This window comes from Microvirga sp. ACRRW (assembly GCF_022346925.1).
Classification (GTDB): Bacteria; Pseudomonadota; Alphaproteobacteria; order Rhizobiales; family Beijerinckiaceae; genus Microvirga.
The window spans coordinates 197,011-223,233 of record NZ_JAKRNJ010000003.1 but is presented as its reverse complement, the minus strand read 5'-3'; the positions used below and the strand labels follow the sequence as shown (position 1 = coordinate 223,233).

At 60.1% G+C, this 26,223-nt stretch carries 28 protein-coding genes; 13 read left to right on the top strand and 15 right to left on the bottom strand.

Going from position 1 to position 26,223, the window contains the following annotated elements; genetic code table 11:
* The first annotated feature begins 148 nt into the window (after positions 1-148).
* The 3 genes from MHY87_RS08365 (at position 149) to MHY87_RS08355 (ending at position 1,828) form a co-directional block, all read left to right on the top strand.
* A complete protein-coding gene (locus tag MHY87_RS08365) occupies positions 149-664 on the top strand; it encodes a hypothetical protein (RefSeq protein ID WP_239350979.1) in 516 nt (171 codons plus the stop codon).
* Between the two features lie 123 nt (positions 665-787).
* Complete coding sequence (locus MHY87_RS08360) at positions 788-1,450, top strand: transglutaminase-like cysteine peptidase (RefSeq protein WP_239350977.1); 663 nt, start codon at positions 788-790, stop codon at positions 1,448-1,450.
* 207 nt (positions 1,451-1,657) lie between these two features.
* Complete coding sequence (locus MHY87_RS08355; protein ID WP_239350975.1) at positions 1,658-1,828, top strand: hypothetical protein; 171 nt, start codon at positions 1,658-1,660, stop codon at positions 1,826-1,828.
* A gap of 47 nt (positions 1,829-1,875) precedes the next feature.
* Here the strand turns inward: MHY87_RS08355 and MHY87_RS08350 are convergent, their stop codons facing one another.
* From MHY87_RS08350 to MHY87_RS08330, 5 genes are all read right to left on the bottom strand, one after another.
* Positions 1,876-3,036: a L,D-transpeptidase family protein gene (locus MHY87_RS08350; protein WP_370644873.1), complete on the bottom strand. Its 1,161-nt coding sequence runs from the start codon at positions 3,034-3,036 to the stop codon at positions 1,876-1,878.
* Positions 3,037-3,247: 211 nt separating this feature from the next.
* Positions 3,248-3,976, bottom strand: a complete 729-nt coding sequence (locus tag MHY87_RS08345; RefSeq protein ID WP_239350973.1) for a cytochrome c biogenesis CcdA family protein — start codon at positions 3,974-3,976, stop codon at positions 3,248-3,250.
* A gap of 21 nt (positions 3,977-3,997) precedes the next feature.
* The gene (locus MHY87_RS08340) at positions 3,998-4,633 is read right to left on the bottom strand and encodes an isoprenylcysteine carboxylmethyltransferase family protein (protein ID WP_239350972.1); all 636 of its coding nucleotides are present in this window, start codon (positions 4,631-4,633) and stop codon (positions 3,998-4,000) included.
* Positions 4,633-5,124 carry a signal peptidase II gene (gene lspA, locus MHY87_RS08335; RefSeq protein ID WP_239350970.1) on the bottom strand — a complete coding sequence of 164 codons (492 nt, stop codon included), beginning with the start codon at positions 5,122-5,124 and terminating at the stop codon, positions 4,633-4,635. Before lspA ends, MHY87_RS08340 begins: the two co-directional genes overlap by 1 nt.
* Positions 5,124-7,427 carry a heavy metal translocating P-type ATPase gene (locus MHY87_RS08330; protein WP_239350968.1) on the bottom strand — a complete coding sequence of 768 codons (2,304 nt, stop codon included), beginning with the start codon at positions 7,425-7,427 and terminating at the stop codon, positions 5,124-5,126. The genes lspA and MHY87_RS08330 overlap by 1 nt, the downstream gene beginning before the upstream one ends.
* Positions 7,428-7,500: 73 nt before the next feature.
* On the opposite strand from MHY87_RS08330, the gene MHY87_RS08325 reads away from it, so the two are divergent.
* Positions 7,501-7,917 carry a helix-turn-helix domain-containing protein gene (locus MHY87_RS08325; RefSeq protein WP_239350966.1) on the top strand — a complete coding sequence of 139 codons (417 nt, stop codon included), beginning with the start codon at positions 7,501-7,503 and terminating at the stop codon, positions 7,915-7,917.
* A 147-nt stretch (positions 7,918-8,064) separates the two neighbouring features.
* Here the strand turns inward: MHY87_RS08325 and MHY87_RS08320 are convergent, their stop codons facing one another.
* Entirely contained in the window at positions 8,065-9,132 is a 1,068-nt protein-coding gene (locus MHY87_RS08320) for a nucleotidyl transferase AbiEii/AbiGii toxin family protein (RefSeq protein ID WP_239350964.1), read from the bottom strand.
* Positions 9,060-9,890, bottom strand: a complete 831-nt coding sequence (locus MHY87_RS08315) for a transcriptional regulator (protein ID WP_239350963.1) — start codon at positions 9,888-9,890, stop codon at positions 9,060-9,062. The genes MHY87_RS08320 and MHY87_RS08315 overlap by 73 nt, the downstream gene beginning before the upstream one ends.
* A 214-nt stretch (positions 9,891-10,104) precedes the next feature.
* Here MHY87_RS08315 and MHY87_RS08310 point away from each other — a divergent pair, with 214 nt between their 5' ends.
* The 3 genes from MHY87_RS08310 to arsB are packed head-to-tail and all read left to right on the top strand — an operon-like array spanning position 10,105 to position 12,084.
* Positions 10,105-10,464, top strand: coding sequence for a helix-turn-helix transcriptional regulator (locus MHY87_RS08310; protein WP_239350962.1), 360 nt, complete (start codon positions 10,105-10,107; stop codon positions 10,462-10,464).
* Positions 10,457-10,999 (top strand): arsenate reductase ArsC, encoded by a 543-nt coding sequence (locus tag MHY87_RS08305; protein WP_239350961.1) that lies wholly within the window; start codon positions 10,457-10,459, stop codon positions 10,997-10,999. Before MHY87_RS08310 ends, MHY87_RS08305 begins: the two co-directional genes overlap by 8 nt.
* An 8-nt stretch (positions 11,000-11,007) precedes the next feature.
* Positions 11,008-12,084, top strand: a complete 1,077-nt coding sequence (gene arsB, locus MHY87_RS08300; protein WP_239350960.1) for an ACR3 family arsenite efflux transporter — start codon at positions 11,008-11,010, stop codon at positions 12,082-12,084.
* On the opposite strand, the gene MHY87_RS08295 is transcribed toward arsB, so the two are convergent.
* From MHY87_RS08295 to MHY87_RS08285, 3 genes are read right to left on the bottom strand one after another with little or no spacing between them, the layout of a single operon-like run.
* A complete protein-coding gene (locus MHY87_RS08295) occupies positions 12,081-12,269 on the bottom strand; it encodes a hypothetical protein (RefSeq protein WP_239350959.1) in 189 nt (62 codons plus the stop codon). The two genes, arsB and MHY87_RS08295, sit on opposite strands and share 4 nt — an antisense overlap.
* Positions 12,269-13,312, bottom strand: coding sequence for a serine/threonine-protein kinase (locus MHY87_RS08290; protein ID WP_239350958.1), 1,044 nt, complete (start codon positions 13,310-13,312; stop codon positions 12,269-12,271). The genes MHY87_RS08295 and MHY87_RS08290 overlap by 1 nt, the downstream gene beginning before the upstream one ends.
* Complete coding sequence (locus MHY87_RS08285; RefSeq protein WP_239350957.1) at positions 13,305-13,760, bottom strand: hypothetical protein; 456 nt, start codon at positions 13,758-13,760, stop codon at positions 13,305-13,307. The genes MHY87_RS08290 and MHY87_RS08285 overlap by 8 nt, the downstream gene beginning before the upstream one ends.
* 134 nt (positions 13,761-13,894) lie before the next feature.
* Here MHY87_RS08285 and MHY87_RS08280 point away from each other — a divergent pair, with 134 nt between their 5' ends.
* Entirely contained in the window at positions 13,895-14,212 is a 318-nt protein-coding gene (locus tag MHY87_RS08280; RefSeq protein ID WP_239351495.1) for a helix-turn-helix transcriptional regulator, read from the top strand.
* 98 nt (positions 14,213-14,310) lie between these two features.
* On the top strand, positions 14,311-15,753 hold the full coding sequence (locus MHY87_RS08275) for an FAD-dependent oxidoreductase (protein WP_239350955.1): 1,443 nt from the start codon (positions 14,311-14,313) through the stop codon (positions 15,751-15,753).
* Positions 15,754-16,076: 323 nt separating this feature from the next.
* Here MHY87_RS08275 and MHY87_RS08270 read toward each other — a convergent pair whose 3' ends face one another.
* Positions 16,077-16,316 carry a helix-turn-helix domain-containing protein gene (locus tag MHY87_RS08270; RefSeq protein WP_239350954.1) on the bottom strand — a complete coding sequence of 80 codons (240 nt, stop codon included), beginning with the start codon at positions 16,314-16,316 and terminating at the stop codon, positions 16,077-16,079.
* Between the two features lie 197 nt (positions 16,317-16,513).
* Between MHY87_RS08270 and MHY87_RS08265 the strand changes: the two genes are divergently transcribed.
* Positions 16,514-18,526: a putative Ig domain-containing protein gene (locus MHY87_RS08265; protein WP_239350953.1), complete on the top strand. Its 2,013-nt coding sequence runs from the start codon at positions 16,514-16,516 to the stop codon at positions 18,524-18,526.
* Between the two features lie 291 nt (positions 18,527-18,817).
* Positions 18,818-19,462: a sce7726 family protein gene (locus tag MHY87_RS18960; protein ID WP_370644872.1), complete on the top strand. Its 645-nt coding sequence runs from the start codon at positions 18,818-18,820 to the stop codon at positions 19,460-19,462.
* On the opposite strand, the gene MHY87_RS08255 is transcribed toward MHY87_RS18960, so the two are convergent.
* Positions 19,437-20,585, bottom strand: a complete 1,149-nt coding sequence (locus MHY87_RS08255; protein WP_239350951.1) for a beta family protein — start codon at positions 20,583-20,585, stop codon at positions 19,437-19,439. The two genes, MHY87_RS18960 and MHY87_RS08255, sit on opposite strands and share 26 nt — an antisense overlap.
* A gap of 475 nt (positions 20,586-21,060) precedes the next feature.
* Here MHY87_RS08255 and MHY87_RS08250 point away from each other — a divergent pair, with 475 nt between their 5' ends.
* Both MHY87_RS08250 and MHY87_RS08245 read left to right on the top strand, forming a co-directional pair.
* On the top strand, positions 21,061-21,345 hold the full coding sequence (locus MHY87_RS08250; protein ID WP_239350950.1) for a helix-turn-helix domain-containing protein: 285 nt from the start codon (positions 21,061-21,063) through the stop codon (positions 21,343-21,345).
* A complete protein-coding gene (locus tag MHY87_RS08245; protein ID WP_239350949.1) occupies positions 21,342-22,622 on the top strand; it encodes a type II toxin-antitoxin system HipA family toxin in 1,281 nt (426 codons plus the stop codon). Before MHY87_RS08250 ends, MHY87_RS08245 begins: the two co-directional genes overlap by 4 nt.
* Before the next feature lie 784 nt (positions 22,623-23,406).
* Here MHY87_RS08245 and MHY87_RS08240 read toward each other — a convergent pair.
* From MHY87_RS08240 to MHY87_RS08235, 3 genes are all read right to left on the bottom strand, one after another.
* Positions 23,407-24,819, bottom strand: a complete 1,413-nt coding sequence (locus MHY87_RS08240) for an AAA family ATPase (protein ID WP_239350948.1) — start codon at positions 24,817-24,819, stop codon at positions 23,407-23,409.
* Between the two features lie 137 nt (positions 24,820-24,956).
* Complete coding sequence (locus tag MHY87_RS18955; protein ID WP_370644871.1) at positions 24,957-25,298, bottom strand: DUF6634 family protein; 342 nt, start codon at positions 25,296-25,298, stop codon at positions 24,957-24,959.
* Between the two features lie 131 nt (positions 25,299-25,429).
* Positions 25,430-26,152: a hypothetical protein gene (locus MHY87_RS08235; RefSeq protein ID WP_239350947.1), complete on the bottom strand. Its 723-nt coding sequence runs from the start codon at positions 26,150-26,152 to the stop codon at positions 25,430-25,432.
* Positions 26,153-26,223: the final 71 nt, after the last annotated feature.

The following is a 26,223-nucleotide window of genomic DNA, read 5'->3' as shown; positions in this document are numbered from 1 at the left end:
ACATGCCTCTTAAGTTGGGAAGTTCGGCATCATCACGAGCTTGTGAACAAGAGCGTGGCAATTGGAAGCCGCCTCTCCATAGCATAGGCAGCCTTCCCGGTTCGGATGAGATAGCATCGGAGAATGCTACGCCACTTTCGGAGGAGCCATGCGATTTGCCGTCGTCTTTTTCCTCTCGACCCTCGTCGGTGTCCCTCTAGCAGTCGCCGAGCCGTTCGACGCCTCTCCGCAGAAATATGCAGGTACGGTCAACACGGCACTGCAACAGGTCGGCACTGATCTGCGCGTTCGGCCCATTTCATGCACGGACGCTGCGCGTTGCCGCTTCGCCGCACGGCGAGTCCAAGTCGAGGCGATCAGTCCGGCAGGACGCTCCGGTACGGAACGGATCACGCTCGCGGTCACGTTTCACCAGGGAGGCGAAAGCGCCGCAAAGCAGTTGATGAGGGATGCCTTGCTCGTTCTCGGAGCAACCATGGTCGCCTATGATCCTACGATGCCAGCTGATCGCCGCAGGGATTTTTTGCTCGAACTGGGAGATGCGGCTCTCACCGTCGGCGAGGCCCATCGCGACAGCGCCAATGTGCACTACGCTCTTTCCTTCGATGACGTCAGCGGCCGCCTTGAGATCATCGCTGCGACATTACGCGCAAGTCACAGCTGACATGAGCGCCGGAACGAAACAGGGTGCGACCTGTTAACTCTCGTTTAACTTTTGCCTTGTGATCGCCCAGATCGCTGTGTCAGGTTTGATGAACAAAACCTTAACGACATGGCGGTGGGGGCAATGCGGCAACCTTACTTCGGGCTTCTGAACGTTCGGCCTTTTTCTACGGCAGTCGTTCATCTCGGTATATTTGCCCTGACATTGACCGTGATCGGCACGAGCGCGCAGGCGCAACCCGTGGCCGCGCTGCCGAAGATCACACAGCCTGTTGAGCAAGTCGGCGCCGCCAAGCCCATGGCTGCCTGGATCCGGTTCTGCGAGCAGAAGCCGGCTGAATGCGCCGTCGATCCGTCAGAGCCCGCTACCATCGAACTGACAGCGCAGAACTGGCAGACGATCCTGCGGGTCAATCGACAGGTAAACACCGACATCACAGCCAAGACCGACAAGGATCATTGGGGCATCGAGGATCGCTGGGACTTCGCCGAGGACGGATACGGTGACTGCGAAGACTACCAGCTCGTCAAGCGCAAGCGCCTTGTCGAGGCTGGCTTTCCTCGCCGCGCGCTGCGCATGACGGTGGTGATCGATGAGGAAGGCGCAGGCCACGCCGTCATGATGGTCCGCACCAACCGCGGCGACTTCATCCTCGACAACAAGAAGAACGCTGTTCTGCCCTGGCATCAGACGGGCTACACATACATCAAGCGCGAGGGCGATCAGGGCGCGATCTGGGCCTCGCTCGGCGGTTTGACATCCCCGACCATGACGGCGAACCAATAGACCGCATTCGGAACGCAGACTTCAGCGTTTCTGGAGCCGTTCGCGGTCGTGATGCGCGCGCAATGAAAAGCTCGGACTTATGCGTCGCGCTCTCATAGCGAGCGACGATCAGCTTCGAAAAGACTGCATGACCTATCGATGGAAAATTCGCTTGAACCTCTAGCCGCTTGAGGTGGTAGCCCGGCAACGGTAATCCGGGAGGTAGAAATGGATGATTGGCAGAAACGAAGACGCCGCAAGAATCTTGCGCTGGCGCTTACGCTGACAACGCTGGTTGCCATCTTTTACGCGATCTCGTTCGTGAAGACCCGCGACCTCGAAACCCTCCGCCATCAAGAGGATCCGCAAGCGCATGCTCCCAACAGCGTGAAGCCCTAAGGTCCACGCCGCTCGATGACAGATTGCCTTTGGTGCGGGCCTAAGGTTCAGCCGCCGAAGAGCGAACGCACGCGGTCAAGCACCGAGCGCTGTGCCCCGCCTGCCGTTTGAGGAGTCTGCTCCGGTCTTTCATTCGCGGCTGGCTCGGCGCCCTGCGGTGCAGCCTGTGCGACCTGCGCCGGAACCCCCGATCTCTGCGACGCATAGGCGAGCGGCGGCGGCGTTTCCTTCGGCCTTCCGTTCGCAGCGAGAATGACCTCCTGCGGTCCCGCAGCCAGCGCCTCGGGTCGGCTTACATCGCCGAGACGGTTGCGTGTGCCGGCATTCACGGCAAGCGAGCCGCCCTCGCTGCCACCGCCTCCAGTCAGGGCCTGCCGGAAGGACTCGTGCCCTCCACCATCATCGTAGACCAGCTTGATCGGCTGCACGCCCTTGGCCACGAGCTCGGCGACTTTCTGTTCGTCGGCTTGGCGTTTTTGAGCCACCGCCGCGATCATCGAAGCATCGCCGCTGAAGGCGTATTGACGGTTGACCACGGAAATCCGCGGCTCCTCGTTCGCGATCTCGAAGTAGTCCGAGCCGTCCTTCAGGTTCTTCCAGAAGGCGATGTTCGGATCGTACCGGTGCTTGGCCAGGTTTTCCGCCGTCATCCGGAACGGATAGGACTGAAACTGGAAACCGCGCTGACCTGCGGCAAACGCTTCCCGGGCGAGCGCGTAGACCTCGGAGATAGCCTCATCCGTCATGGCAAAGCAGCCTTGCGACGAGCAGGAGCCATGCACCATCAGGTGCGATCCGGTCCGGCCATGGGCGCGGTCGTATTCGTTCGGGTAGCCGAGGTTGAACGAGAGATAAAGCTGCGAGTTCGGGTTCATCTGGCCCGGGGTGACCGTGTAGAAGCCCTCGGGCGCCTGACGGTCGCCCTCACGGACCTTCGGACCGAGCTGGCCCGACCAGCGGCACATCGGGTAGGTCTTGAGAAGCGCGTATTTGCCGTCGCGGCCGCGCTTCCAGACCTCGATCTCGGATTCCTTCTTGAAGGACCGCATCAGGATCGGGTCGTTCTGCGACATCCCCTTGGTCGCCATCAGTGACATGGTGGCCGCCGGGATCGGCGCGAGATGCTTCGTGGAACTTGTCGAGCCACCGCCCTGGCAGGCGGCCAGGGCGAGCACGAGGCCCGCAGCCATTGCGATACGCTTCATCATGAGACTTCCCGCGTTCTGATCCATCCGCGTGTTGCTGCCGGATGGTTCCCCGATTTCTTAGTCCTTCAACTTTAACCCCGTCTTACCGCCAGACTCTGCTTTACCCGCAATCAAGGCGTATCCGAGGCGATTGGCGCTTCCTCGCAGAGGACCGGAAGCATTCCCCAAGTTTTGTTCTCGCAAGCGGGTGCACGTTCATGAGCAGTGTCCGCTATCCCAGTCGCGCAAGAGACGGGAAGGTCTCGATGAACCAGATCGCAATCAGGGACATCTGCCCGGTAAGCATGAGCACACCCATGAGCGCCATCGTCGTGCCGGCAACGAGCCGAAGGACGACACCCGCGCGCTTCAATGTCGTCATCCGGCGGCTGAAGCGGCTCATTAGAAGCGCGGCGACCAGGAACGGGAGTCCGAGCCCGAAGGAATAGACGGCCAGCAGGAGCGCTCCCTGTCCCGGATTGGCCGCCGCAAGGGCGAGGATCGCCCCCAGGATCGGCCCGATGCACGGTGTCCAACCGAGGGCGAACGCAACGCCGACGAGATAGGCCGTGCCAGGTCCTCCTGCCCGGCTCGGTCCATGCCAGCGCATCTCGCGCTCAAGGAACGGCAGCCGCACCAGCCCGGTCATGACGATGCCCAGCAGGATCAGCAGAGTTCCAGCCACCATCGTAGCTTCCCACTGGAAACGCAGAAGCAACCCTCCAAAGGCCGAAACCCCAAGGCCGAGAGCAACGAAGACCGTGGTGAACCCCAGGACGAACAGGCTGTGCGTGCCGAGTTCCCTAACCGAGTATCCGCTGCTCGCCTGGGTCACCCCACCGAACTCGCGGCCGGCCACGAAGGACAGGTATCCAGGCACGAGAGGCAGAACGCAGGGCGAGAGAAAGGAGACCGCACCCGCGGCGAAAGCCGTTGCGAGAGCGAGAGGCGAGAGATCCATCGAAACACATTCCTTGTTGGTTCATGCATCCGCATCGGCTGCAACGCACGAGGCCTTGACCGAGCGGCCGATCCAGCGCGGAGCGGCGGCGCGATATGCATCATAATCGCTGCCGTGCATGCGCAGCAGATGCTCCTCCTCCATCCGGATCTGTACCGAGAACGCGACCCAACATGCGGCAAGCACTGCGCTCGTGACGGTTGTCGGAACCATCAAAAATGCGCCGAGCACGACAGCCATCATGCCGAGGAATGTCGGATTGCGCGACCATGCGAACAGGCCCGTCGTCACAAGCCCCGTCCGATCCTGATCGAGACCGATGCGCCAGGACGCTCCCATCTGGACCTGGGCAACGACAATGACAGCGCTGCCCATCACCATGACCATGAAACCGGACCAGGCAACGGCGGGGCGCGACAGGATGGAAATCAATCCGGCCGCGGCATCGACATTCGGAACGATGCTGCGCATGAGCAGGAACACGAACAGGCCCGCTCCGCCGATGCGATAGACACGCCCGACGAAGTCGTGAGCGCTGTCGGTGGTGCCGAAATGATCCGGCGAGCGGCCGATGCGTCGCGCAACACGTCGCGTGAGCATCATGAAGGCGATCCCGAGTGCCACGAGGAGCAGGATGGGCAGGATGGCTGGCGGCATCAAGCGGCCTCCCGGCGGCGCCGGGCTCCAATGCCGAAACTATCCGCGACGAGCCAGGTTGCCCCGACCGTGATGGCGATGTCCGCCACGTTGAACGTCGGCCAGTGATAGTCGGCCACATGGAGATCGATGAAGTCGGTCACCATCCTGTCCTTCACGCGGTCGATCAGGTTGCCGACGGCACCGCTGACGATCAGCGAGAGGGCCGCGCCCTCATGCCTGTTACGTGTCCTGACGCTCCAGATAGCCAATCCGACGGCAATGAGCGCGGTGATGCCGATGAGCGCGCGCACACCCCATTCTCCGTCAGCCGGGAGAAAACCGAAGCTGATCCCCCGATTGAAGCTGAGCCTCAGGTTCATGAAGGGCAGGACCACGATGGCGTCGCCCGAAGACAGAAAGGCACGGGCGAGTGCCTTCGTCACCTGGTCGAGCACCATGATCGGCAGCGTGACGACCAGCAGGAGACCGATCCGGGAAGCGACCGTCATCACACTCGCCCTCCGGCGCCGAGCAGGCGCATGGCGTTGGCGGTCACCAGCACCGTCGCGCCTGTATCCGCCAGGATCGCAGGCCAAAGGCCCGTGATGCCGAGAATGGTGGTCACCAGGAACACGGCCTTGAGGCCGAGCGAGATGGTGATGTTCTGGCGGATGTTGGCCATGGTGTCGCGGGACAGGCGCACCATGCGCGCCACGTCCGTCACGCGCCCATGCAGAACAGCGGCGTCGGCGGTCTCGAGCGCCACGTCGGTGCCCCCGCCCATGGCGATACCAACATCGGCGGCAGCAAGGCCTGGAGCGTCGTTGATGCCGTCGCCGATCTTGGCGACCACCTGTCCTTTGGCCTGAAGATCGCGGACGATGGCCTGCTTGTCTTGCGGCAGCAGTTCAGCGCGTGGCTCGATGCCGAGTCCGGCGGCAATGGCTTCGGCCGTGCGGCGGTTGTCGCCGGTGACCATCAGGGACTTCACCCCGGCATTGTTCAGGGCCTCAAGCCCTTCCTTGGCATCGGCGCGCGGTTCGTCGCGCATGGCGATCAGCCCGGCTACCTGATCGTTGGCGAGAAGCACCGATACGGTCTTGCCCTCGTCGTTGAGCGCGGCGATGCGCGCCGTCTGCTCCGGATCGAGCGCAACCTTCTCGCTTGCCGCCTTAGGCGAGCCGAGGAACAGCGACACGCCGCCGACGTTGCCCGTCACACCCTTACCGCCGACGGCGGCGCCGTTCGCGGCGGGCGGAACCGGAACATTGATCTCGGCGGCCTTCGCCAGAATGGCGGTGGCCAGCGGATGGCTCGATCCCGTTTCCAGCGCAGCAGCCAAAGACAGCACCTCACGCTCGGACCGTCCGACGGGGATCACGTCGGTAACCTTGGGCTTGCCTTCGGTGAGCGTGCCCGTCTTGTCGAAGGCCGCCATGGTGATCTTGCCGAGGCTCTCCAGCACGGCGCCACCCTTCATCAACAGGCCACGCCGGGCGCCGGCCGACAGGCCGGCGGCAATGGCGGCGGGCGTCGAGATGACGAGCGCGCATGGGCAGCCGATCAACAGGATCGCCAAGCCCTTGTAAACCCACTCGCCCCAGGAGGCGCCGACGACGAGCGGCGGCACGACGGCGACGAGAGCGCCGACGACGAGGACGGCGGGCGTGTAGTAGCGCGAGAAGCGGTCGATGAAGCGTTCCGTCGGCGCCTTGCTCTCCTGCGCTTCCTCGACGAGGCGCACGATGCGCGCGATGGTGTTGTCCTGCGCAGCTGCGGTAACGCGCACGCGCAGCGCGCCGTCGCCGTTGATCGTGCCGGCGAAGACCGTGTCGTCGACGCCTTTGCGCTTGGGCGTGCTCTCGCCGGTCACAGGCGCTTCGTCGACGGCGCTCTCGCCGGATACGATTTCGCCGTCGGCGGGCACCCGGTCGCCCGGGCGGATCAGGATGATCGCACCGATCGCGAGAGTTTCGGCTTGAACCTCCTCGGTCTTGCCGTCGCGCTCGAGCAGCGCGGTCTTGGGCACGAGCTTGATCAATCCCTGGATGCTGGCGCGCGCACGCCCGGCAGCGACGCCTTCCAGAAGCTCGCCGACGAGGAACAGGAAGACGACCGCAGCCGCTTCCTCGGTGGCGCCGATGATGACGGCGCCGACGGCGGCGATGCTCATGAGCATCTCGATGGAGAACGGTGTGCCGAAGCGGGCTGCGATGAGCGCGCGCCGGGCAATCGGCACCAGGCCGACCGCCATCGCGAGCAGGAAGGCCCAGCGCTCGGTCGCGGGCGCCATCTGGCCGATGGCATAGGCCGCCACGAGCGCCACGCCACAAGCGATGGTCAGGAGACCACGCTGGCTTCGCCACCACGGCCCTTCGCTCGGACCGTGATCATGCAGATGGCCATGCAGGCCGGCGGAAGCCTCGGCACCATGGTCATGCTTGTCGCCATCCTTGTGATGTTCATGACCGCAGCCTGGTCCGTGCTGATGATCATGAGCGTGTTCGGTCTTCGGCGCAGATGCCTGGGAGCCTGCGGGTTCCTGCCCCGTCACCTTGAAGCCGAGAGTTCCGATCTGCTTGGCGAGGGTATCGAGAATGACCGTGTCATCGTGAATGACGGTCACGGTGCCCGCCGGAACCGAGACGTTGACCTCCGACACGCCGGGCACACGCTTCAAGGCATTGTCGATCTTGGCCGCGCACGATGCACAATCCATTCCGGAGACCCGGTAACGGGTGCGCTGCGTCTTGGCAGGTACGGATTCCGGCTCGCCTTCCGGGGCGCCGGGCAGATTGCAGGCCTCACACATGACAAAACCTCTTCACATCGATTCGTCCGGAGGCTACATCCTCTAGCGGCTAGAGGTTCAAGAGGTTTTTTCGATGTCCCTGACGATTGGCGAGCTGTCGCGGCAGACCCAGGTGAAAATACCCACCATCCGGTACTACGAGCAGATCGGCCTCCTGGCCGAGCCGATCCGGACCGAAGGCCAGCAACGACGGTACAGACCTGAGGACGTTCGGAGGCTCAACTTCATCCGCCATGCCCGCGAGCTGGGTTTTGAGGTCGAGGCGATCCGGCAACTCCTGGACCTCGCGGGCGATCCCGACCGTTCCTGCGGCGAAGTCCATGGCATCACCAAGACTCATCTTGCCGAGATCAACGATAAGATCGCCCGTCTGACGGCCTTGCGCGATGAGCTTGAGGCCATGGTGGCCTGTGATCACCGACGCATCTCCGAATGCCGAATCATCGAGGTCCTGGCCGATCATGGTCAATGTCAGCATCATCAGCATTAGCGAAACCATGCGCTGGGTCTGAGGACTACTCTGGGTCTGAGGACTACTTACGATGGACCGAACTGCTCTTTTTGTCGCCATGCGCCACATAAGGGCCGATTATGTCGCCACAAAAACCTTAACGGAAATTGCTTGGCCTCTCAGGTGTTATGGAGAATGGCTTGAGTTCCTGGTCGATTTCCGAAACTCGGCCACATTGTGGGCCTTCCACCGAAGAGCCGGAAAGGCCTCTATCTGGCGTTTGATATTGTCGTCGACAGGAAGCGTCGATGTATCGATCCGCCCCTCCTCGTAGACAGCATCCAGGAACGCGCGCTCCCCGTCGGAGAAAGTAAACAGGCCAGCGAGCCTATCCTTACATGTTTCAAGAATGGTCTGGGCCCACTGCCGAGGCTCCTCGAAGCCCGTAAGTGCGTCTTGCCGTATAACGCTGATCAACTTCGCTTGCAGTTCCTGATAATCGAGTTCGTAGGTATCCAGCGATGCATTACGCCAATCGTAATCGCGGGATGCCGCGCCGATCGCGAGGGTTCCGGCCTTGATCTTATCCCAATCGAGATCATTTCGGTCGAGCAGCCGCCAGGTATCATATAGGTCTCGTGACGCTCGTCGGGTCACGAGGGCGACAAGCTTACCGGCGGCGATCTCGTTGAGATCCACGATCTTGATGTCCGTAGCCCGATATCCTCCAAGTTCCGCGCTGGCCATTTGCTGGGTGCCGAAGAAAGGCGCGCGGTAGAGATAGTTCGTGTCAATCTCGAGCGTTCCGCGCTGACCAAAGGCGGATCCGTACCTGAAGATCCACTTGCCGCCGGCATGGTCCTGGTCCGGAACCCGCTGTTCCGAGTAGCCGAGACGCCGCATCAGGCTCGTGATCGCCTGCTCTGCTTTCTTCTTGTCTTCAAGCATCTGCTCCCGATCCAATGAGCCGACGTAGTTCAGGTCGATGTCGACGGACAGGCGATCAAGCGCGAGGTAGAAAAGATTGAGGGCGGTACCGCCCTTCAGGGCAAACCGCGAGCCGAGAAACGGATCACGGTTGATGCGATCCAATGCATCGATCAACCGGATCACCCGCTCGACCGTGGCCGGCTGGAACGAGGTTTCGGCTGCGATTTTTTCGAGGCGTTCAATGGATATCATCAGAAGGCAGGTCCCTGTGGAACGTCTTCGAATCTGGGATTGGCGATCAGCTCGGGAAGCAAGATGCGCCATGATGGCACGGCGTATCCATTTTCAGCTGACGTGCCTAGGACGGGTCTCATGCTGCTCGGCATCTCTGCGCGGAGGCGGTCCAGAAGCCTAGGGTCCACCAGGAAGTCCTGCGACCGAGTTTCAAGCCACCAGCCCACCATTCCTGCGAGGACACGGCTTCGTCGCCTCAGAGTCATCTCGACCAGGAACTCGCTGTCTATGGCTTCGACTGCATTGAGGGCATGGGCCAGCTCCTCGATTCCGCCAGCGTAATCAGGATATTCCAGACAATCGACGAGAGTGCGTTCAAGACCCGTTATCGCCACGTCAAGGCCGCGCCGGTCAAGCGTTGTTACTCCGTCCCTTTCGCTGTGCTGCCGCCTCAGAGCCGCTGGGTACATGACGAAGCGAACGGTACCGATTTCCGTTTTGACTGCGCCGGGACGGCTATGGCTGAGGACGAGGATCTCGCTCGCGTCAGAATAGGCCAGGCCGTGAAGATCGAGAGCCGAGTGGAACGCAATAACCCCGTCGGCCCTGATCATCGAAGCGACCAGATACCTATCAGGCTGGAAAGACATATGTCTCAGATGAGCAGGCACGACGGCGTAAACGCCGGGAGCCACGTGTTTGAATCGCCCACTGGCCGTGTGATACCGCAGCAGAGAATCGGCAGAAGATAAGGGCTGTTCAGGGAACAGATCCGATCGAAACATCTCGCGCGTAAACACAGGATGCGCTGCTGCGAAGCGTTCTACCTTTCCCTTGGAGCCAACCATTTCATTGCCCTTTCTGGGGTATAAAATGCCCTAATTTTTGCAATGTCAAGATTATCTCTCTCGAATTATTCCGTCGAATGTTCTGACTAGGGTATTTTTTACCCCAGATCACGCAATGACTTGGAGAACCACCGCTCGGTCACCGCTACCCATTCTAAACGCCACCAGCAATCCATTCTTGACCTCAACCCAATAATTCCATAAGTCTCGATATATGGAATCAGAGAACGTCATCCTTGCTCTCGCAGCCCTGGCCCAGGCGACCCGCCTGGACGTGTTCCGCCTCCTGGTGAAGCATGAGCCCGACGGTCTTCCTGCCGGCGACATCGCCCGGGAGCTGGCCGTGCCGCAAAACACCATGTCCTCGCACTTGGGCATCCTTTCGCGTGCGGAATTGGTCCAATCGGAGCGCCGGAGCCGCTCGATCATCTATCGTGCCAATCTCGATCAGGTCCGGAAGGTTGTGACCTTCCTGCTTCAGGATTGCTGCGGCGGGCGCGCCGAAGTGTGCGCACCGCTGGTCGAAGCCCTCATGCCCTGCTGTACGCCTAAGAAGGAAGCTGCCCATGGCTGACCGTCCCTACAACGTCCTGTTCCTCTGCACGGGCAACACCGCTCGCTCGATCCTGGCCGAGGGGATCCTGCGCAAGGACGGCGCCGGCCGCTTCAACGCGTTCTCGGCCGGCAGCCAGCCGAAGGGCACGGTCAATCCGCTAGCGCTGAAGGTCCTCGGCAGCTTCGACTACCCGACCGATGGCTACCGTTCGAAAAGCTGGGACGAATTCACCGGGCCCAACGCGCCCGTAATGGATTTCATCTTCACCGTCTGCGACAGCGCCGCCGGCGAGGCTTGCCCTATATGGCCCGGCCACCCTGCTTCCGCGCATTGGGGTATCGAGGATCCCGCAGCCGTCGTCGGCACCGACATCGAACGGGAGCGGGCCTTTGTCCAAGCCTTCAAGTTTCTCAAGAACCGGATCTCCGCCCTCCTCGCTCTGCCGATGGCAAGCCTCGACGGGATCGCCCTGACCCATCAGCTGCGGGAGATCGGCCGCCTCGAGGGCGCAACCTCCAGCGCCGTGCTCCCTTTTGACCGCCGCTCCGCCTGAGGCTCAATATGTCCGTCTTCGAACGCTACCTGACCGTTTGGGTTGCCCTGTGCATCGTGGCCGGCATTGCTCTCGGCCATGCCTTCCCGGGGCTATTCCATGCTATCGGTGCGCTGGAGATCGCGAAGGTCAATCTGCCTGTCGCCGCCCTGATCTGGCTCATGATCATTCCGATGCTGATCAAGATCGACTTCGCATCGCTCGGACGGGTACGCGAACATTGGCGCGGCATCGGCGTGACGCTGTTCATCAACTGGGCCGTCAAGCCGTTCTCGATGGCGGCGCTCGGTTGGTTCTTCATCGGCTACGTGTTCAAGCCCTATCTGCCCGCCGACCAGATCAACTCCTACATCGCAGGCCTCATCATTCTCGCGGCGGCGCCCTGTACGGCGATGGTGTTCGTGTGGAGTCATCTGACGAAGGGAGAGCCACATTTCACGCTGTCACAGGTGGCGCTCAACGATATCATCATGGTCGTGGCCTTCGCGCCCATCGTCGGCTTGCTGCTCGGACTGTCCGCGATCACGGTACCATGGGACACGCTCCTGCTTTCGGTCGTGCTCTACATCGTCATCCCGGTGATCCTCGCCCAGGTTCTGCGCGGGCGCCTGCTCGCACAGGGTAGCGAAGCGGCTCTTTTGCGCTTGCTGCGAATTCTTCAGCCACTGTCGTTGGTGTCTCTGCTCGCAACACTCGTACTGCTGTTCGGCTTCCAGGGTGAGCAGATCCTCGCGCAGCCCCTCGTCATCGCCATGCTGGCTGTACCGATCCTGATCCAGGTCTATTTCAATTCGGGGCTCGCTTACCTCCTGAACCGGATTGCAGGCGAGCAGCATTGTGTGGCTGGTCCTTCCGCCCTGATCGGCGCCAGCAACTTCTTCGAACTCGCGGTCGCAGCAGCCATCAGCCTGTTCGGATTCAACTCGGGGGCGGCATTGGCGACGGTCGTCGGCGTCCTGATCGAGGTGCCCGTGATGCTCTCGGTCGTGTGGATCGTGAATCGCAGCCAGGGCTGGTACGAGCGAAGTGAACAGTTGCCGAAGGTCGCAACAGCGGGTCGCGGAACCATCAAAGGGAATTTCTAGGTTTGCTTCCGCGAGGGCTTCACCCTGAAGTCGATGTAGAAATTGTCGTCGATTGGCGCGACCAGGAATTCTCGCTCCCGCTTTCGGGAGGATTGGTCGCTCTTCTCGCCCACGGCACTGCTCCGCCGTCCCGCAAGAGTGGAACGTCTTACATACCTGCTCGGATCGTTCTTGATCTTGACCATCAGTAAGAACCTAAGAGCTTCTGCACATCCTTATGCGACAGCGACTGCTTGCATCCTTCCATGATACGCCGCCGCTGACCACCGTTAACGCTTCTATAGAACTCGGAAGTTCCATCGAGCTTAAGGGTTAGCTCGTATTTTGTTCCGTTTTCGTTCTTCACCCATGTGCTTGTATCAGGGGTTTCGACAAAGTGCCAGTCCAGGATCTGGCCGCTGATGTCGGCCAGGGCATTGGACACCTCAAGGGCCGATCCGTAGCGATCCTTTGGGTTCGGCTCCAGGCAGGTCTTGATGATGTTCTTTAGCTTGGCTGGAATGTGCGGCGGGAAGATTTTCCGATCCGGGAAGCGACCGTTATGCAAGTCGAACCGGAAGCTATCGCGATCGAAGGTGTTGTAAGGACCGTATTTCGCCAGTTGTCGGTAGAAGGCGTTGTTTCCATTGCACATGCGGTAGAGCGTCAGCCCGAATTGGTAGATGTCGAAGGTGACGTCGAAATGGTCGGTCTTCGTTGCTTCCGGCGGAATCATCGGGGTGTAGTGACGATCTTGAGCCGCTTTACCGACGAAGTTCATTTGCTTCGCCTGCCCGAAGTCTGACAGGAGCGCCTCTTCACGCTCCGACAGCAGAATGTTGTCCGGCTTGACATCGAAGTGGATCAACTTCTTCGAATGGATGTTGTGAAGGCCCGTCAGAACTTGGCAGCCCAGCGTCACGATCCTGCGCACACTGAGATGGCGATCGGTGATCAATCCCTTGACTGAGCCCTTTCGATAGTACGGCATTGCCAGATAGATCGCGTCGACATCCTCGCATGCATAATGGATCGGCACGACGTTGGGATGAGCGCTTGCATACAGCGCCTTCGACTCGTCAAAGAAATTTCCGGGTGAGGCTAGCGTCTTCTTGTCGATCTTCTTGATTACGATCTCGGCATCGAGCTGATGATCCCGGGACACGAAGGTCTTGGAGTTGCGGCCATCGGCGCCGATCTCCTTGATCAGGTCGAAAGTGACCTGACCTGTCTGGTACGGTTTAAGCATTCGTCGCCCCTACGGCGCAGAGCACGGCTTCGCGTTGCTCTTTCGTCATTTTGTCCCAGTTCTCGATGTCGTATGCATTCTCGCCATCGACTAGCGGCTTAAAGCGGGCGCGATCAATGCCGAGGCGGGACGAAATCGACGAGATTTGCCCGACGTAATACTTCGCCAAATTGCTACTGGCGAAGGCCTCTTGGATCACCCCTTCGATCTGGATCCGCTCGACACTGGGAGACTGCGCGCTCGGCTCGGTTACTCGCACGCCAGCCTGCCCGACCTCGTACTCGCGCAAGACATCCAGAAGATTGCTGCGAAGATACTTCAAACCGTCCGGCATAGAGAAGGCAGCAGGGATTTTGATTTCTTCGACATTGATGATCCGCTCAGCCTCCGAGTCATAGACTGCAAAGGTGACCACCCGTGGCGCCGCGCGTATGCCGATGGTTATCATTCATGCCCCCAGTTGGCTCCATTTAGCATATTCTGAATAGGTGCGGATTCCTCCTTTAGCATTGCAGAGCATTATTTCGACAAACATCGAAATAGCTGTTGACCAGCGCCTGGGATCGGCTCTACCTTATTTCCATGAAAGTCGAACAAGCAGCCAAGCAGCTCGAAGCGCTCGGGAATGTCACCCGTCTCCAAATCTACCGCTTGCTGGTGCGTGCCGGGGAAGCCGGCCTGCCTGTCGGGCAAATCCAAGAGCGCCTTGGGATTCCGCCTTCGACGCTGTCGCACCATATCCAGCGGCTTCTGCTGACCGGGCTGGTCACACAGGAGCGGCAATCCACGACCCTGATCTGCCGAGCGAGTTACCCGGCAATGAATGGCCTCATCGGCTATCTCGCCGACGAGTGCTGCGCCGACGCAGGATGCGCAACTCAGACGGACAATGCCGCCTGATTATTTTTTGTGCGCTACTTCGATAATTCTAGAAGTAGCGACGAAGAGAGAGGCCGATGCCATTCCGTGCCGCCGATCGACCCCAGGAGAACTGTCCCATGACCTCGCTTGAGAGCCTCCCCGTCGCCGTCGTCGGCGCCGGTCCCGTCGGCCTTGCCGCCGCCGCCCATCTGATCCAACGCGGGATGTCCGTGAAGGTCTACGAAGCGGGAGCAACGGTCGGCGCCAATGTCCGAGACTGGGGTCATGTGCGCCTGTTCTCGCCCTGGGAGTACAACACCGACACGGCGGCCCGCGCGCTTCTCCAATCCCATGGCTGGCAGGAGCCCTCCGGCAAGGCGATGCCAACGGGATCGGATCTGTACGACGCCTATCTAAAGCCGCTAGCCGCCACACCTGAGATGGCAGCCGTGATCGAGACGGGCGTTCAAGTCAAAGCGATCACTCGCCTCGGCGCCGACAAGGTGCTCAGCAAGGGTCGCGAGACCAAGCCATTTGTCCTTGCGGTTTCCAACGGTAGCGGCATGATCCGGCGCGACCTTGCGCGAGCGGTGATCGATGCCTCCGGCACATGGACAGCTCCGAACCCGCTCGGCGCAGGCGGCATCCTTGCTGAGGGCGAGGCCGAGAATGCCGGGAGTATCGCATACGGAATTCCGGATGTGCTCGGGCGCGACCGCCCGGCTTACGAGGGCAAGACAATCCTCGTCGTCGGCGCCGGGCATTCGGCGGCGAACGTGTTGCTCGATCTGGCCCGCTTGGCTGAGAGAAGCCCCGAAACGTCCATTATCTGGACAACCCGTGGCGAGAATCTCATGCGGGTCTATGGCGGCGGGCGCGCTGACCAGTTGCCGGCGCGCGGCGAACTCGGCTCCAGCCTCAAAGCACTCGTCGACAGCGGGCGTATCGCTCTGGTTTCCGGCTTCTCCGCAACCCGCGTGACGGCTATCGGCAATCAGGTCATGCTCGAGGGCGAGACCGCCGGCGGCATCCGCGAACTCGGTCCGATCGACAGGATCGTTGTGTCGACCGGACAGCGTCCCGATCTCAACTTGACCCGGGAGCTGCGGCTCGATCTCGACCCTTGGCTGGAAAGCGCGAAGGCGCTTGGCCCGCTGATCGATCCCAATCTGCATTCCTGCGGATCCGTGCCACCGCACGGTCATCGTGAGCTTGCCCATCCGGAACCAGGCTTCTACACGGTCGGCATCAAAAGCTATGGCCGCGCTCCGACATTCCTGATGCTGACGGGCTACGAGCAAGTCCGCTCCGTCGTTGCGGCCATCGCCGGCGACCTCGCAGGGGCCGACGACGTTCACCTCGTCCTGCCGGAGACAGGTGTGTGTTCGACCAACATTGTCCCGAATGCAGGGCCATCATTGGAGTGCTGCGGAGGACCTGCTCCCTCACAGAGCGACGCCTGCTGCGTCGCGGATGCCGAGGCCAAGGCTGAGGGCAAGTCCGGCTGCGGATGCAGCCCCTCCGACGTCGAGCTGATCCAGCCCGCTGGGAAAGTTGCGGAACCTGCGGGCTGCTGCTGAGATCCGCACATGTCGAATTCGGGGGCCTTAGCCCACCCGCATTGCGGACACTTGAAGATAACAGTATTGAGGTCCGCGTCGGGTCATGAGCAGAATTTCCCTGCACCCGATGAAGGTCCGTTTACCTCTTTATCTCGGGAGTGTATCGGGATCACCTCTGATTTCCACATCTAGCGGATCAACCGACCTCGCCTCTCTCGAAGCCCTCATGAGGTCGTGTAAGGGTGTTATTACCATTTTCGCAAGCTGGTCATAACATATGGGGAAGCTCCCTGATGAGGAGCAATCTCAAGATTACGCTCGGTCCTTTTGCAGCGCGTGACTCAGCCAGCGTCCGGTTCTTGGACCAACTGCGCCACCGTCACCCCAAGCGCCTTCGCGATACACGCCACCGTGATCAGCGTCGGGTTCTTTCGGCCGTTTTCGAGATGCGAAAGATAGGCCTGATCTACCCCTAGGTCAGCATCCAGCGCCTCCAGTCTCTCCACAAGCTGCCATTGCGACAGGTCTGCGGCGAGGCGGTGGCGGCGCACATTCTGGGCAAGGATTCGCTGGATATCCATCCGGCCACTCGAACCGGATCTTGCCAACCGCACATATGGATAATAATCCATATTCGTACATGCAACGTTACATTGAGTCGTCTCCCCCTCCGGCTGAGACCCCACTGCATCGCCTGCATGCAACAAAGGCGCGGCAAGGACTCAATCCCAATGAGACCCGGAGCGCTCCTTCTCCGACGCTCTCATAGGACCCGGTCATGGCCATTCTCAACGTCACCGCCCCCGCAGCCTCCAACTTCGAGTTCTACGCCGACGCCCTCTTCTATGGGGCCGGCATCTCAACCCTCGTCTCGAACAGCGGGACCAAGATCGTACTCACGACCGGGGATGGGTTCAGGCTCGAACTCATCGGAATCGGCTTCATGATCGACGCCGCAGCTACCGCGCCATGGATTGCCGGCACCGTCACCGGAATTCGCCTGCTCGACGCAGCCGGCGCCGTCGGCCTCGTGGAGATGTCAGGTCTCTCCTCCAGCCTCAGTGAGTTCGGCAGCTTTCTCGAGAGCGGGAATGTCGCCGATCTGATGGCCTCCCTCATGTCCGGTAACGACACCCTATCCGGCGGCTTCGGTTTCGACGATCTCCGAGGCGGCGACGGGAACGATCACTTCAGCATGGGCGTCGGACCGGATGCAATTTGGGGCGGCGACGGCTTCGACACCGCCTCATTCGAAGTCTTGCCGGCAGGGGCCCCGGCACCGACGCAGGGTGTCACCGTATCCCTGGCAAGCAACACCGGGTCCAACCAGTGGGGCGAATTCTTCCTCATCACGGAAGTCGAGAAAGTCGTCGGCTCCTCCCTTGCGGACTCCGTCGAGGGCAGCGACGTCGACGACCATCTCTACGGCATGGACGGCAATGACATCCTCGACGGCGGATATGGCGGCAAGGACGTCATCGACGGCGGTAAGGGCAATGACATCATCGTCGGCGGCGACGGCGATGACCTGCTTTTCGGCGGGGAAGGCGACGACACCATCTTCGGCGGCTCTACCAATGGAAGCTGGGGCAGCGAAGGGCCGGGCAACAACGTGGTCGACGGCGGCGTCGGCGCCGATACCTTCATGCTCTTCGGCCTCCGCAATGACTTCACCCTCGTCCGCCTCGCCGACGGTTCAGTCAAAGTGACGGAGAAGTCTTCCGGCCGATACGACCTGCTGTCCGGCATCGAGAGGATTTCGTTCAACGGCACGACCATGTCGCTCGACGATGCGCTCATGGCGACCAATACCCTTCCCGAACAGATCGCCGACGAAGATAGCCCGTGGACGATGACCCTGCCGTCCGGCGTCCTCGATCCTACCGCCACCCGCCTTCAGGCAGCTCTGGCGAATGGCTCGGCGCTGCCGGCCTGGATCCGCTTCGACGCGGCGACCAAGACCTTCTCGGGTACTCCTCCGCTCAATTTCAGCGGCACCATTGACCTGAAGGTCGTCACTCTCGATGGCTCGGCCCCGTCCTCAGTAACCTTCACGCTTTGGGTCCGTGACGTGAACGACGCCCCCGGAGCGATTTCGATCACCTCGACCCAGGTGGCCGAGAACTCCGCGAACGGCACGGTCGTAGGCACTCTGAGCGCCTATGACGTGGATGGCCGGCCGACCTTCAGCCTCCTGGATGACGCGGCCGGCATCTTCGAGATCGTGGGCGACAAGATCATGGTCCGCAATGGCGCTAAGCTCGATTTCGAGCAGGTGAAGATCCACCAGATCAAGGTCAAGGCCACCGACGAGTTCGGCGCCTCGTCCGTCAATACCTTCAATATCACGGTGGCGGATGTCTATAATGAGGTCGTGTACGGCACAACCGGGAACGACAAGCTCGTGGGCGGTGCCGGAGCCGACAAGTTCTTCGGGGGACTGGGCAACGACACCCTGACGGGCGGCAAGGGCAAGGACGCCTTCGTGTTCAATACGAAGTTGAACAAGTCCACCAACGTCGACACCGTCACCGACTTCTCGGTGAAGGACGACACGTTCCACCTCGAGAATGCGATTTTCAAGAAAGTCGGTTCGAAGGCAGGGACGCTCAAGAAGGACTTCTTCACCATCGGCCCGAAGGCCAAGGACAAGAACGACTACGTCGTCTACGACAACAAGAAGGGCTATCTGTACTACGACGCCGACGGCTCCGGGAAGGGCGCCGCCGTGCTGATCGCCAAGGTCGGCAAAGGGCACAAGATGACCCACAAGGACTTCTTCGTGATCTGATGAACGGATCCATGGGCGTTGCTTAGGTCGCGCGCGAAGTTCAGGCTTGCTCCATAAGTTCAACATGGTGGTCGCAGTTCGCACGAACGCTGCGATCATTCGCTCCTTCGGCGCAGGCCTCCCCATTGAGGTGATGGGCGGCCGGCGCGAGGCGGAGTGATCGCATTGGCGGCAAGAGCGTGATAGAGCTTGAAATCAATCCTTTGGTGACGAAACTCTCTTAAAGGGGTTGTTCGGGGCGTTATCCTTGCAGGGAGATGCGCCACCGAGGGTGAACACGGGAGACCGGGAATGTCGAAGAGCTCCACCATCCACACTGATGACGGAATGGTTCGAAGAGCCGTCAGACAGCTCCTGGCCGAAAGGCACGCTGATGATGATGCTGTCGTCGTCGAGGAACTTCGTGCAGCGCGAGGGTCCGCCCGTATGGATCTTGCCGTCGTGAACGGACGACTGTCGGGCGTGGAGATCAAGAGCGATCGAGACCGTCTGGGACGCTTGAAGAGGCAGGCAGACCTCTTCAGCCTTGCTGCCGACCGAATGACTCTTGTCGTCGGTCGTGTCCATCATGCTGCGGCTGTCGCGATGGTTCCGGATTGGTGGGGAATCATGCTCGCCACGGCCGGAGAGAACGGCAATGTCCGGCTCAAAACCGTTAGGCCGGGGCGGCTCAATCGAGCCACGGATTCCGGTGCCTTGGTCAGGCTGCTCGAAAGGGAGGAGTTGGTGGCTTTGTTGGAATGGCATGGATTGGATCGAGGATTCCGAACCGCTCCATATGCTCACCTAGTCGAGAAGCTCGTTTCTTCCCTCTCGCGCCCAACGATCTCCGACGGGGTTCGCAGGCTTATCAAAGCCCGCGCTCGAATTGAGAAGGCTCAAAATCTAACTGCGTTTGGAAAGTCCGCAATCATCTGCCGCCCGCCATCCGTGTGATATGCTGATTGACGCGAACTGAAATCCATGGAGCCGGCGCGCCGAATTTCGCGCCGTTCACGCGTAGGTCTCCCTGCGCCACCTGTTCGATGACCGACGTTCCCCAGCAATCCGTTCTCCGACTCCACTCAGGAGATTTAAAGGTCGTGGCCGCGCAGCGAATGTAGGCGCCAGGGTCTGAATTGCTCTCTTCAAGTTCGATCCGCCAGCTCGTTCCCAGTACGAGATCTACATGAGGGAACCATCCGTTCCCACCTGCCCGCGGCTCACGGCGGGGGAGAGATGCATGATCTCCGTAGCGGACATCCCACGTCCCATTCACGGATGCGAACACATCATGTTCGTCCATCGCGAGCATGCGTGGAAAGTCGCGCAATGATGTCGTCGGAAAGCTTCCTGATACCACGACTTTATCGATCGTGTGGAACGCTTCACCTAACTGGGCCTGCATGGAACGCAGCGCCTGATCGATCCGGTTCGCGGCGTCGCGAATGGAACTCCGGACGTATCCTCCATCGACGATGAGCACCGATCCTGACGGGTCGGTCATTTGCGCGATACCCCTTGCTGCGAGCTGGAGCGTGCGCTCGTCATCGGCCGCGACTCGGAAGGCCAAGGGAGAGGATGAGCGGGCCGCCGCACGGATCTGGACTGCTACGGATTCCTGCGACCCAAGCCGGACGATCGGGATCATGCCCTGCCATTTCAGAGCCAAGCTGATCCACGACGCAGATCCTTCCAGTCCCCCGATGTGAGCGTTGAAAGCCTCCGTCGCGCGTCGCCCCTCCTCGTCGCGTGCCAGCTCGCGTTCGCTTCGAGGGCGGGTCGGCTTGAGCCCGAGTTCCTCTCGGGCCCTAGCCCGCTGACGGCGTCGTTCCGCCGCCTCGGCAGCGGTTGCGACCGTCTTCGGAGCGGCATCGAAGTCCACGATCATGCGGCGCCCACCCGCGGCATTACCAAGTACCTCAAACGAATCCTCGATCGTCGCGGCTCCGCGCTGACGGGTGAGTGTCACTATCGGGGTCATCGAATCCTTGACCTGATCGCTGCATTCCAGATAGGCGCGCAGTTCGAACGGGCTCGTGCTGAAGCAGGGAAAATAGGATCGGCTCTGGGAGTTCATGGGGACTCGGCTGGGCAGAATTGTTTCCTTTTTCATCCTAGCATTGCAACTCACTGCCAATGCAACGAAAAACTGCGATACTGCCGGGACTTTCCCATAGGATCTTGCGTCCACCTGTTTATCGACCGCCCGAAACCATGCAGTGATGCGCTGCCGGCTACTGCCGAGACATGCTCGGCAATCTGAAGCAGGATCCCGGACCCGGCGACGAAAACCCACCGTCGGCCAACCCGACAGGCGTCATCGGAATATGACTGTTTCCGTAAACTCAAATGTGAGGTTTGCCGCACTGGTCGGGGACATCATCCCATGGCGTATCGGGCCATCATCTGACGGGGCCATACCGGGTCTTAAAGAAGAGCTGATCAGGAATTCCCCGTGATCGGCTTCGTGCTATTGAAATCTGTTATAAATGCCATTATATTGGCATTTATCATTAAATATCCGAGTAAGTGCCAATATGCTAACATTTAGCATGACAAGCCCCGCTGATGTGATCAAGGGCATTTCGGAAAGGATACGACGTCGACGGCTTGATCTCGAACTGACTCAGAGAGAACTGGCTGCCAGGGCGGGTGTCTCCTATGGATCTTTAAGGCTGTTCGAGGAGACGGGGAAGATTTCGCTCGAAGCCCTCGTGAAGCTCGCGTTTGTTCTCGAAGGAGAAGCTGAGTTCGAGCACTTGTTTCCACCTCGGCCGCCTAAGACAATCGACGATGTCGTCGACCGTCCGGTCAGGCAGAGGGGGCGAAGGAAATGAAGTTCAATCCAATCCGGAAAATGAGCGTCGTCCTCGATCTCGAGGGGAAACAGACCAATTTAGGGACCCTCGCATGGAGCAACAGCGAACGTAGGGCCTATTTTGAGTACTCGGCGGAATTCCTCGCTGCGCCGTTACTGGTCTCTCCCTTCTATGTGAAAACAAATCCAGGCTTGATCGAAGCGCCGCGTGTTCCGTTCGACGGGCTCCATGGCTTGTTTAACGACAGTCTCCCTGACGGATGGGGTCGTCTCCTTCTTGATCGACGGCTTCAAAGGCTCGGGATCGATTATCACCAGCTCACTCCGCTGGATCGCCTCTCTGCGGTCGGAACGACGGGAATGGGTGCGCTGGCGTATATTCCAGAATTACCTGATGGCGATAAGAAACTCGATGATGACATCGATTTGGATTGGTTCATTGAGCAGGTCGACCTGATCCAAGCTGAGTTGGACGTTGCCGATATCGACACTCTTCAGGGCGCACAGGGCGGATCCGCGGGCGCGCGTCCAAAAATAATGATCGGCTTCAATCAGGTCCAAAATACATTTGTTCTCGATTACGGGCAGAGCATGGAGCCCGGTTTCGAACGATGGATGGTCAAGGCCCGTAGCGCTGATGACCCCGCTGAAATCGGCGTCGAGGAAGCGGCGTATGCTTTGATGGCGCGCGCTGCGGGAGTGGAAATGGCGGAGACGCGAGTCCTCAATACAAAGAAGGGCAATCGTCTCTTCGCCACGAAGCGGTTCGACCGAACGCTCGACGGCCGACTCCATATGCATACTGCCAGTGGCATTCTGAATGCCAGCCATCGCGAGGCGTCGTTGAACTACGAACAGCTTCATAAGCTGACGTTTCTGATGACCCGCGACAGTTCCGAAGTCCTTCGGATGTTCCGGCATATGGTTTTCAACGTATATGCGCGGAACCGAGACGACCACGCCAAGAACCACGCCTTTCTCATGAAAGGGGACGGGCGATGGACTCTTTCTCCTGCTTACGACCTAACATTCTCTTCGGGGCCGGGAGGAGAACACAGCGCGGATGTCGCGGGTGAAGGAAAAAATCCGGACATGCAACACTTGCTGACCATCTCCAAGAAAGCATCGATCCCGGAGCAGGATGCGAAGGATGTCATCGATCAGGTGCGAACGGCGATTGACCGCTGGCCGGAGTTTGCCGAGGAGGCGGGGCTTGCTAAATCCCGCACAACCGAGCTTGATCGAATTCTGAATGCCAGGAAACCTACTCAGGCAATGCGCCGGCCTGCCATTTGAGCCTGCTTGAAGCCACGTCGGCCGCACCGCCTACGGTAGACAAAACAAGCGATGCCCAGCTAGCGACGGTCGTGTCGGGCGGTCATGGCCCTCGATCGAAGTGTTCAGGCGATAAGAGGCAAGAACTGTCCTTTTGTAGCCCATGATTTCAATTAAGAGGCTGAATTCGACCTCTTAACGAGCGGTGCTTCTCGCCGGATAAGAACGGTAGGATCATTTGTCTCTTCGGAGACAAGAGTTCACGGATGGTGTGGGGGGGGCGAGGTCACGAAACTCGCAACACTTCATCGACGCTTCACGGTTACCCGCCTGGTACTCGGCTTCTCAGAAGGTTCGAGTACGACTTCACGACCTTCTGTTCGAAGAAGCCTGTCGTACCAGTGCTCATCGCCCAAAAGGGTGCGCTCAGCAAACTGCGTGAACCATTTCCTGGTGTCGCGGCGTCCTTGGCCTGGACCAAGGAACTCCTGGACTAAATGGAACTGACCATCCTGAAGAAGTTGGGCGATCGTCCGACCTCCAGGCGGGACCTGGGTCAGAAGTGACTGGTTCGCTTCAGCGTCGCCCCGGTCAGTGTAGCGGAGCGTCTCAAGCAGCCCACGGAGACGCTGAAGGCTTGTTGGGTCCGGCTCTTGTCCAAGGGTCCAGCCGTGCAGCACCGAGCGTGGTCTGCCGAGATGGTAGGCAACTTGGTCCCAATTCCAGGCCATCAGTCTTCTGATATGCGCCAGCATGGACGGAACGTAGTCTTCGCCTGAAACCATGGCTTTAGCCCTTTTATGGTTCACTGCTTCACGTGACGGCTTGCCAATGCAATCTCGATCATGCGTCTCAGCGTTCGGAGCGACCCGCCTGTCCAAACGTCCAGAATGGCCTCCATCTCCGTTCCATCGAGGGGCACCAGCCAACGCTCATCGAGGCCCTGCTCGGCAAGCATCTCGCTCATGATCTGTCGGCTCAGTGTCGACAGATCCTCCGGGCGTGGCGCGGGAAACTCAATGACCCGGCAACGGTCGCGTAGCGGACCCGAGACGCCATCGAGCGAATTGGCCGTCATCAGCCAGGACACGTACGAGATATCGCAGGCCGCCTGCACGTAAGGATCGTGATAGCGGCACGACGTCTCGCGCTCGAGGAAGGAAAGCAAAGCGTCATGGACGTTTCCATTATACCGGGAGTTTCCGACTTTCTCGATCTCATCCAGCACAATGCCCGGCCCGGCATTCTTGTATAGGCCAATCAGTGCAACGGGTAGCGATGGCTCGCCTGTGCTCCAGCGTCGAGGCGTTCCAGCAAATGTGCCATCTGACAGACCGCCGCAAGAAATGACGTCGTGCGGCATGCCAATCAATGTCAGCAGTCTACGAGCGAAGCGCGACTTTCCACATCCAGGCGAGCCCACGAGGATCGTTGGGCGAAGTTGAACATAGGGCTGAATCGCAACATCTCCGAGAATGCGATCAATCGTGGCTTTCGCATATGGAAACTCAGACTTTAAAGCCGTCCGTACGCCGACGAGGTCCGGCATCGGCACAAGCGGAAGCGACTTGCCGAGAAGGTCCTTGTAGTGCTCGGCAACTCTCGTGCCTGCTTCAGTGTTTCGATTTCCGGTCTGCTCAAATACGACAACCCCAGGGCGGCTCGCCGACGGTGCCGTCAGGACTGGCGGCATTCCTTGCTCTTTTGGAGCCGACAGTGGATTACGCTCCACCATACCCAGCAGGATGTGGCCCCTGCTCAAAGTTCCATTGAGAATGGAAGCCCAGAAAACGCCACGCGGAACAGCGGCAAGGTAGTTGAATGCCGGATTTGCAGCGGCGAACGATAACCAGCCAAGTGCTGCGCCGATGAGTTCTACGGCTTCTTCTGGCGACCTATCGATGATCTCAGATGCCGTTGCCATCGTGATCGCATCCTGAGCCAACGCCAGAGCGGCATGGTGATCAAGCATGTGTGCCAGATAGATCCGGCATCGAAGCTGCCAGGACTTGGCCTCGGATGGCAGATTGTCCGAGGCTGCTGCAAACGCGCTCGCTAGTTCCTGGATATCCTCAATGTCGGCATTGCCCACAAGACGCTCCAGAGCTCGGACGACGCGCGCCTTGGCCCGATAGCCCGGCTTCTCCCGCATTCGCGGCAGCAAATGTTCGGCAAAGCATTGCATGTCCTGCTGGATGCTATCGGCAAAGAACGGCATTCCTTGGAGGAGCTCGTCCGCGGTTGGCAAACAACGCGCCTCCACAACGGCGCAGGACCGCCGTTCGAAATGGCGGCGGCGTGCTCCAGTCCGCGGCGATTTTTCCCCCTGAGATGACATTGGGTGTCATCCAGCAATCAGGATGCAGGCGTGTCGGACGCTCGCTGTCCGAGGCGGTACCAGCGGGAGATTGTCCGAGCCCATCCCTCTTCTTCATTCAGCACCCATAGGTCAGAGGTTACGATCAGCTGACCCGCTTTTGTCAGGCGTGGGTGTCCGACGACGTGGCCCGCGAGGCAAAATGCCGGCCGCAGCTCGCGGCTCCAGCTTGCGAGGAACGGCGCCTCTGCAAGGTCCGCCTCAGTTGGCCCGCATCCATCCCGGAGTTTCGTTAGATCGACGGCCAGGCGTTGGAGCCGTTCGATTTCGAGCGTGGCATCCGCCAGGTTTAAGGGTCGTGCTGCGGTGATCGTGAACATGGGCTTCTCGGAGGTTATGGTGAGCTGTGGTCGAAGGCGTTGAGCAAATTGATGCAAATGAAGCGTCAGGCAGGGAGGCGCCTTCCGGAATGCATGTGAAAATTCAGGAGGGGTGAAGGATGGTCTCCGTTTCACTCCGATTTCAGTCCGGTGAACCAACTATCAGGCGTCCGTATCGATGCCGCTTCGCCGTTGGCACGCAGAACCGCTTCCGCGAGTCTAATGGCGGCATCCTGCTGCTGCTCGGTCAGAGTGAAGCGGTTCTCATCGTCCCGGAATTCAAGGTCGAGCGGGTCGAGATAGGGAACTCCCGGATGGATGATGGACAGAGCCAATAGAGGTTCTCGCTTAAGGCCTCGGCGCGACAGGATATCGAAGTAGTCCTTGGGCTTCAGGCTTGACGGCCAACCGACGGGAAGGAGCCAGACCTTCGGCAGGAGACCGTCGGATACACTCGCCTCTTCCTGAATTTCATGTACGTCGTGAAGGACTCGCCCAATCTCCTGTAGTCCGTCGCGCATCGGAAGAAGGATTCGCATTCGGGTGTCCGTAGCGTAGGCAAGGACCTTCCGGATGGGCAGCGCAGGGTTGTCGAGAATGATGTGAGAATGCGAGGCACCACAATGCGAACTCGCCTCCAAGACGGCCTCGACCAGCTTCAAATCTCCGCTGCGCGTATAGGAGACCGCGAACGGAAGCTCATCGATCCTGCCGAGAGATGGCGGCATACCCTCCGCGACGAGCTGTGCGTGAACCGGGGAGAAGCCGAGCTCGCGAAGTCCAGCAGCGAGGAGGATGCTTGAGACCGTACGGGCGCTTCCACCCTTGGATCCAGCGAAGATAAAGACACTCATGACGTTCCAGGATGCGTGCGCGGCGGGCCGCTGATTCGCACCAGAGTTACCGCATCCAAGGATTCGATGCC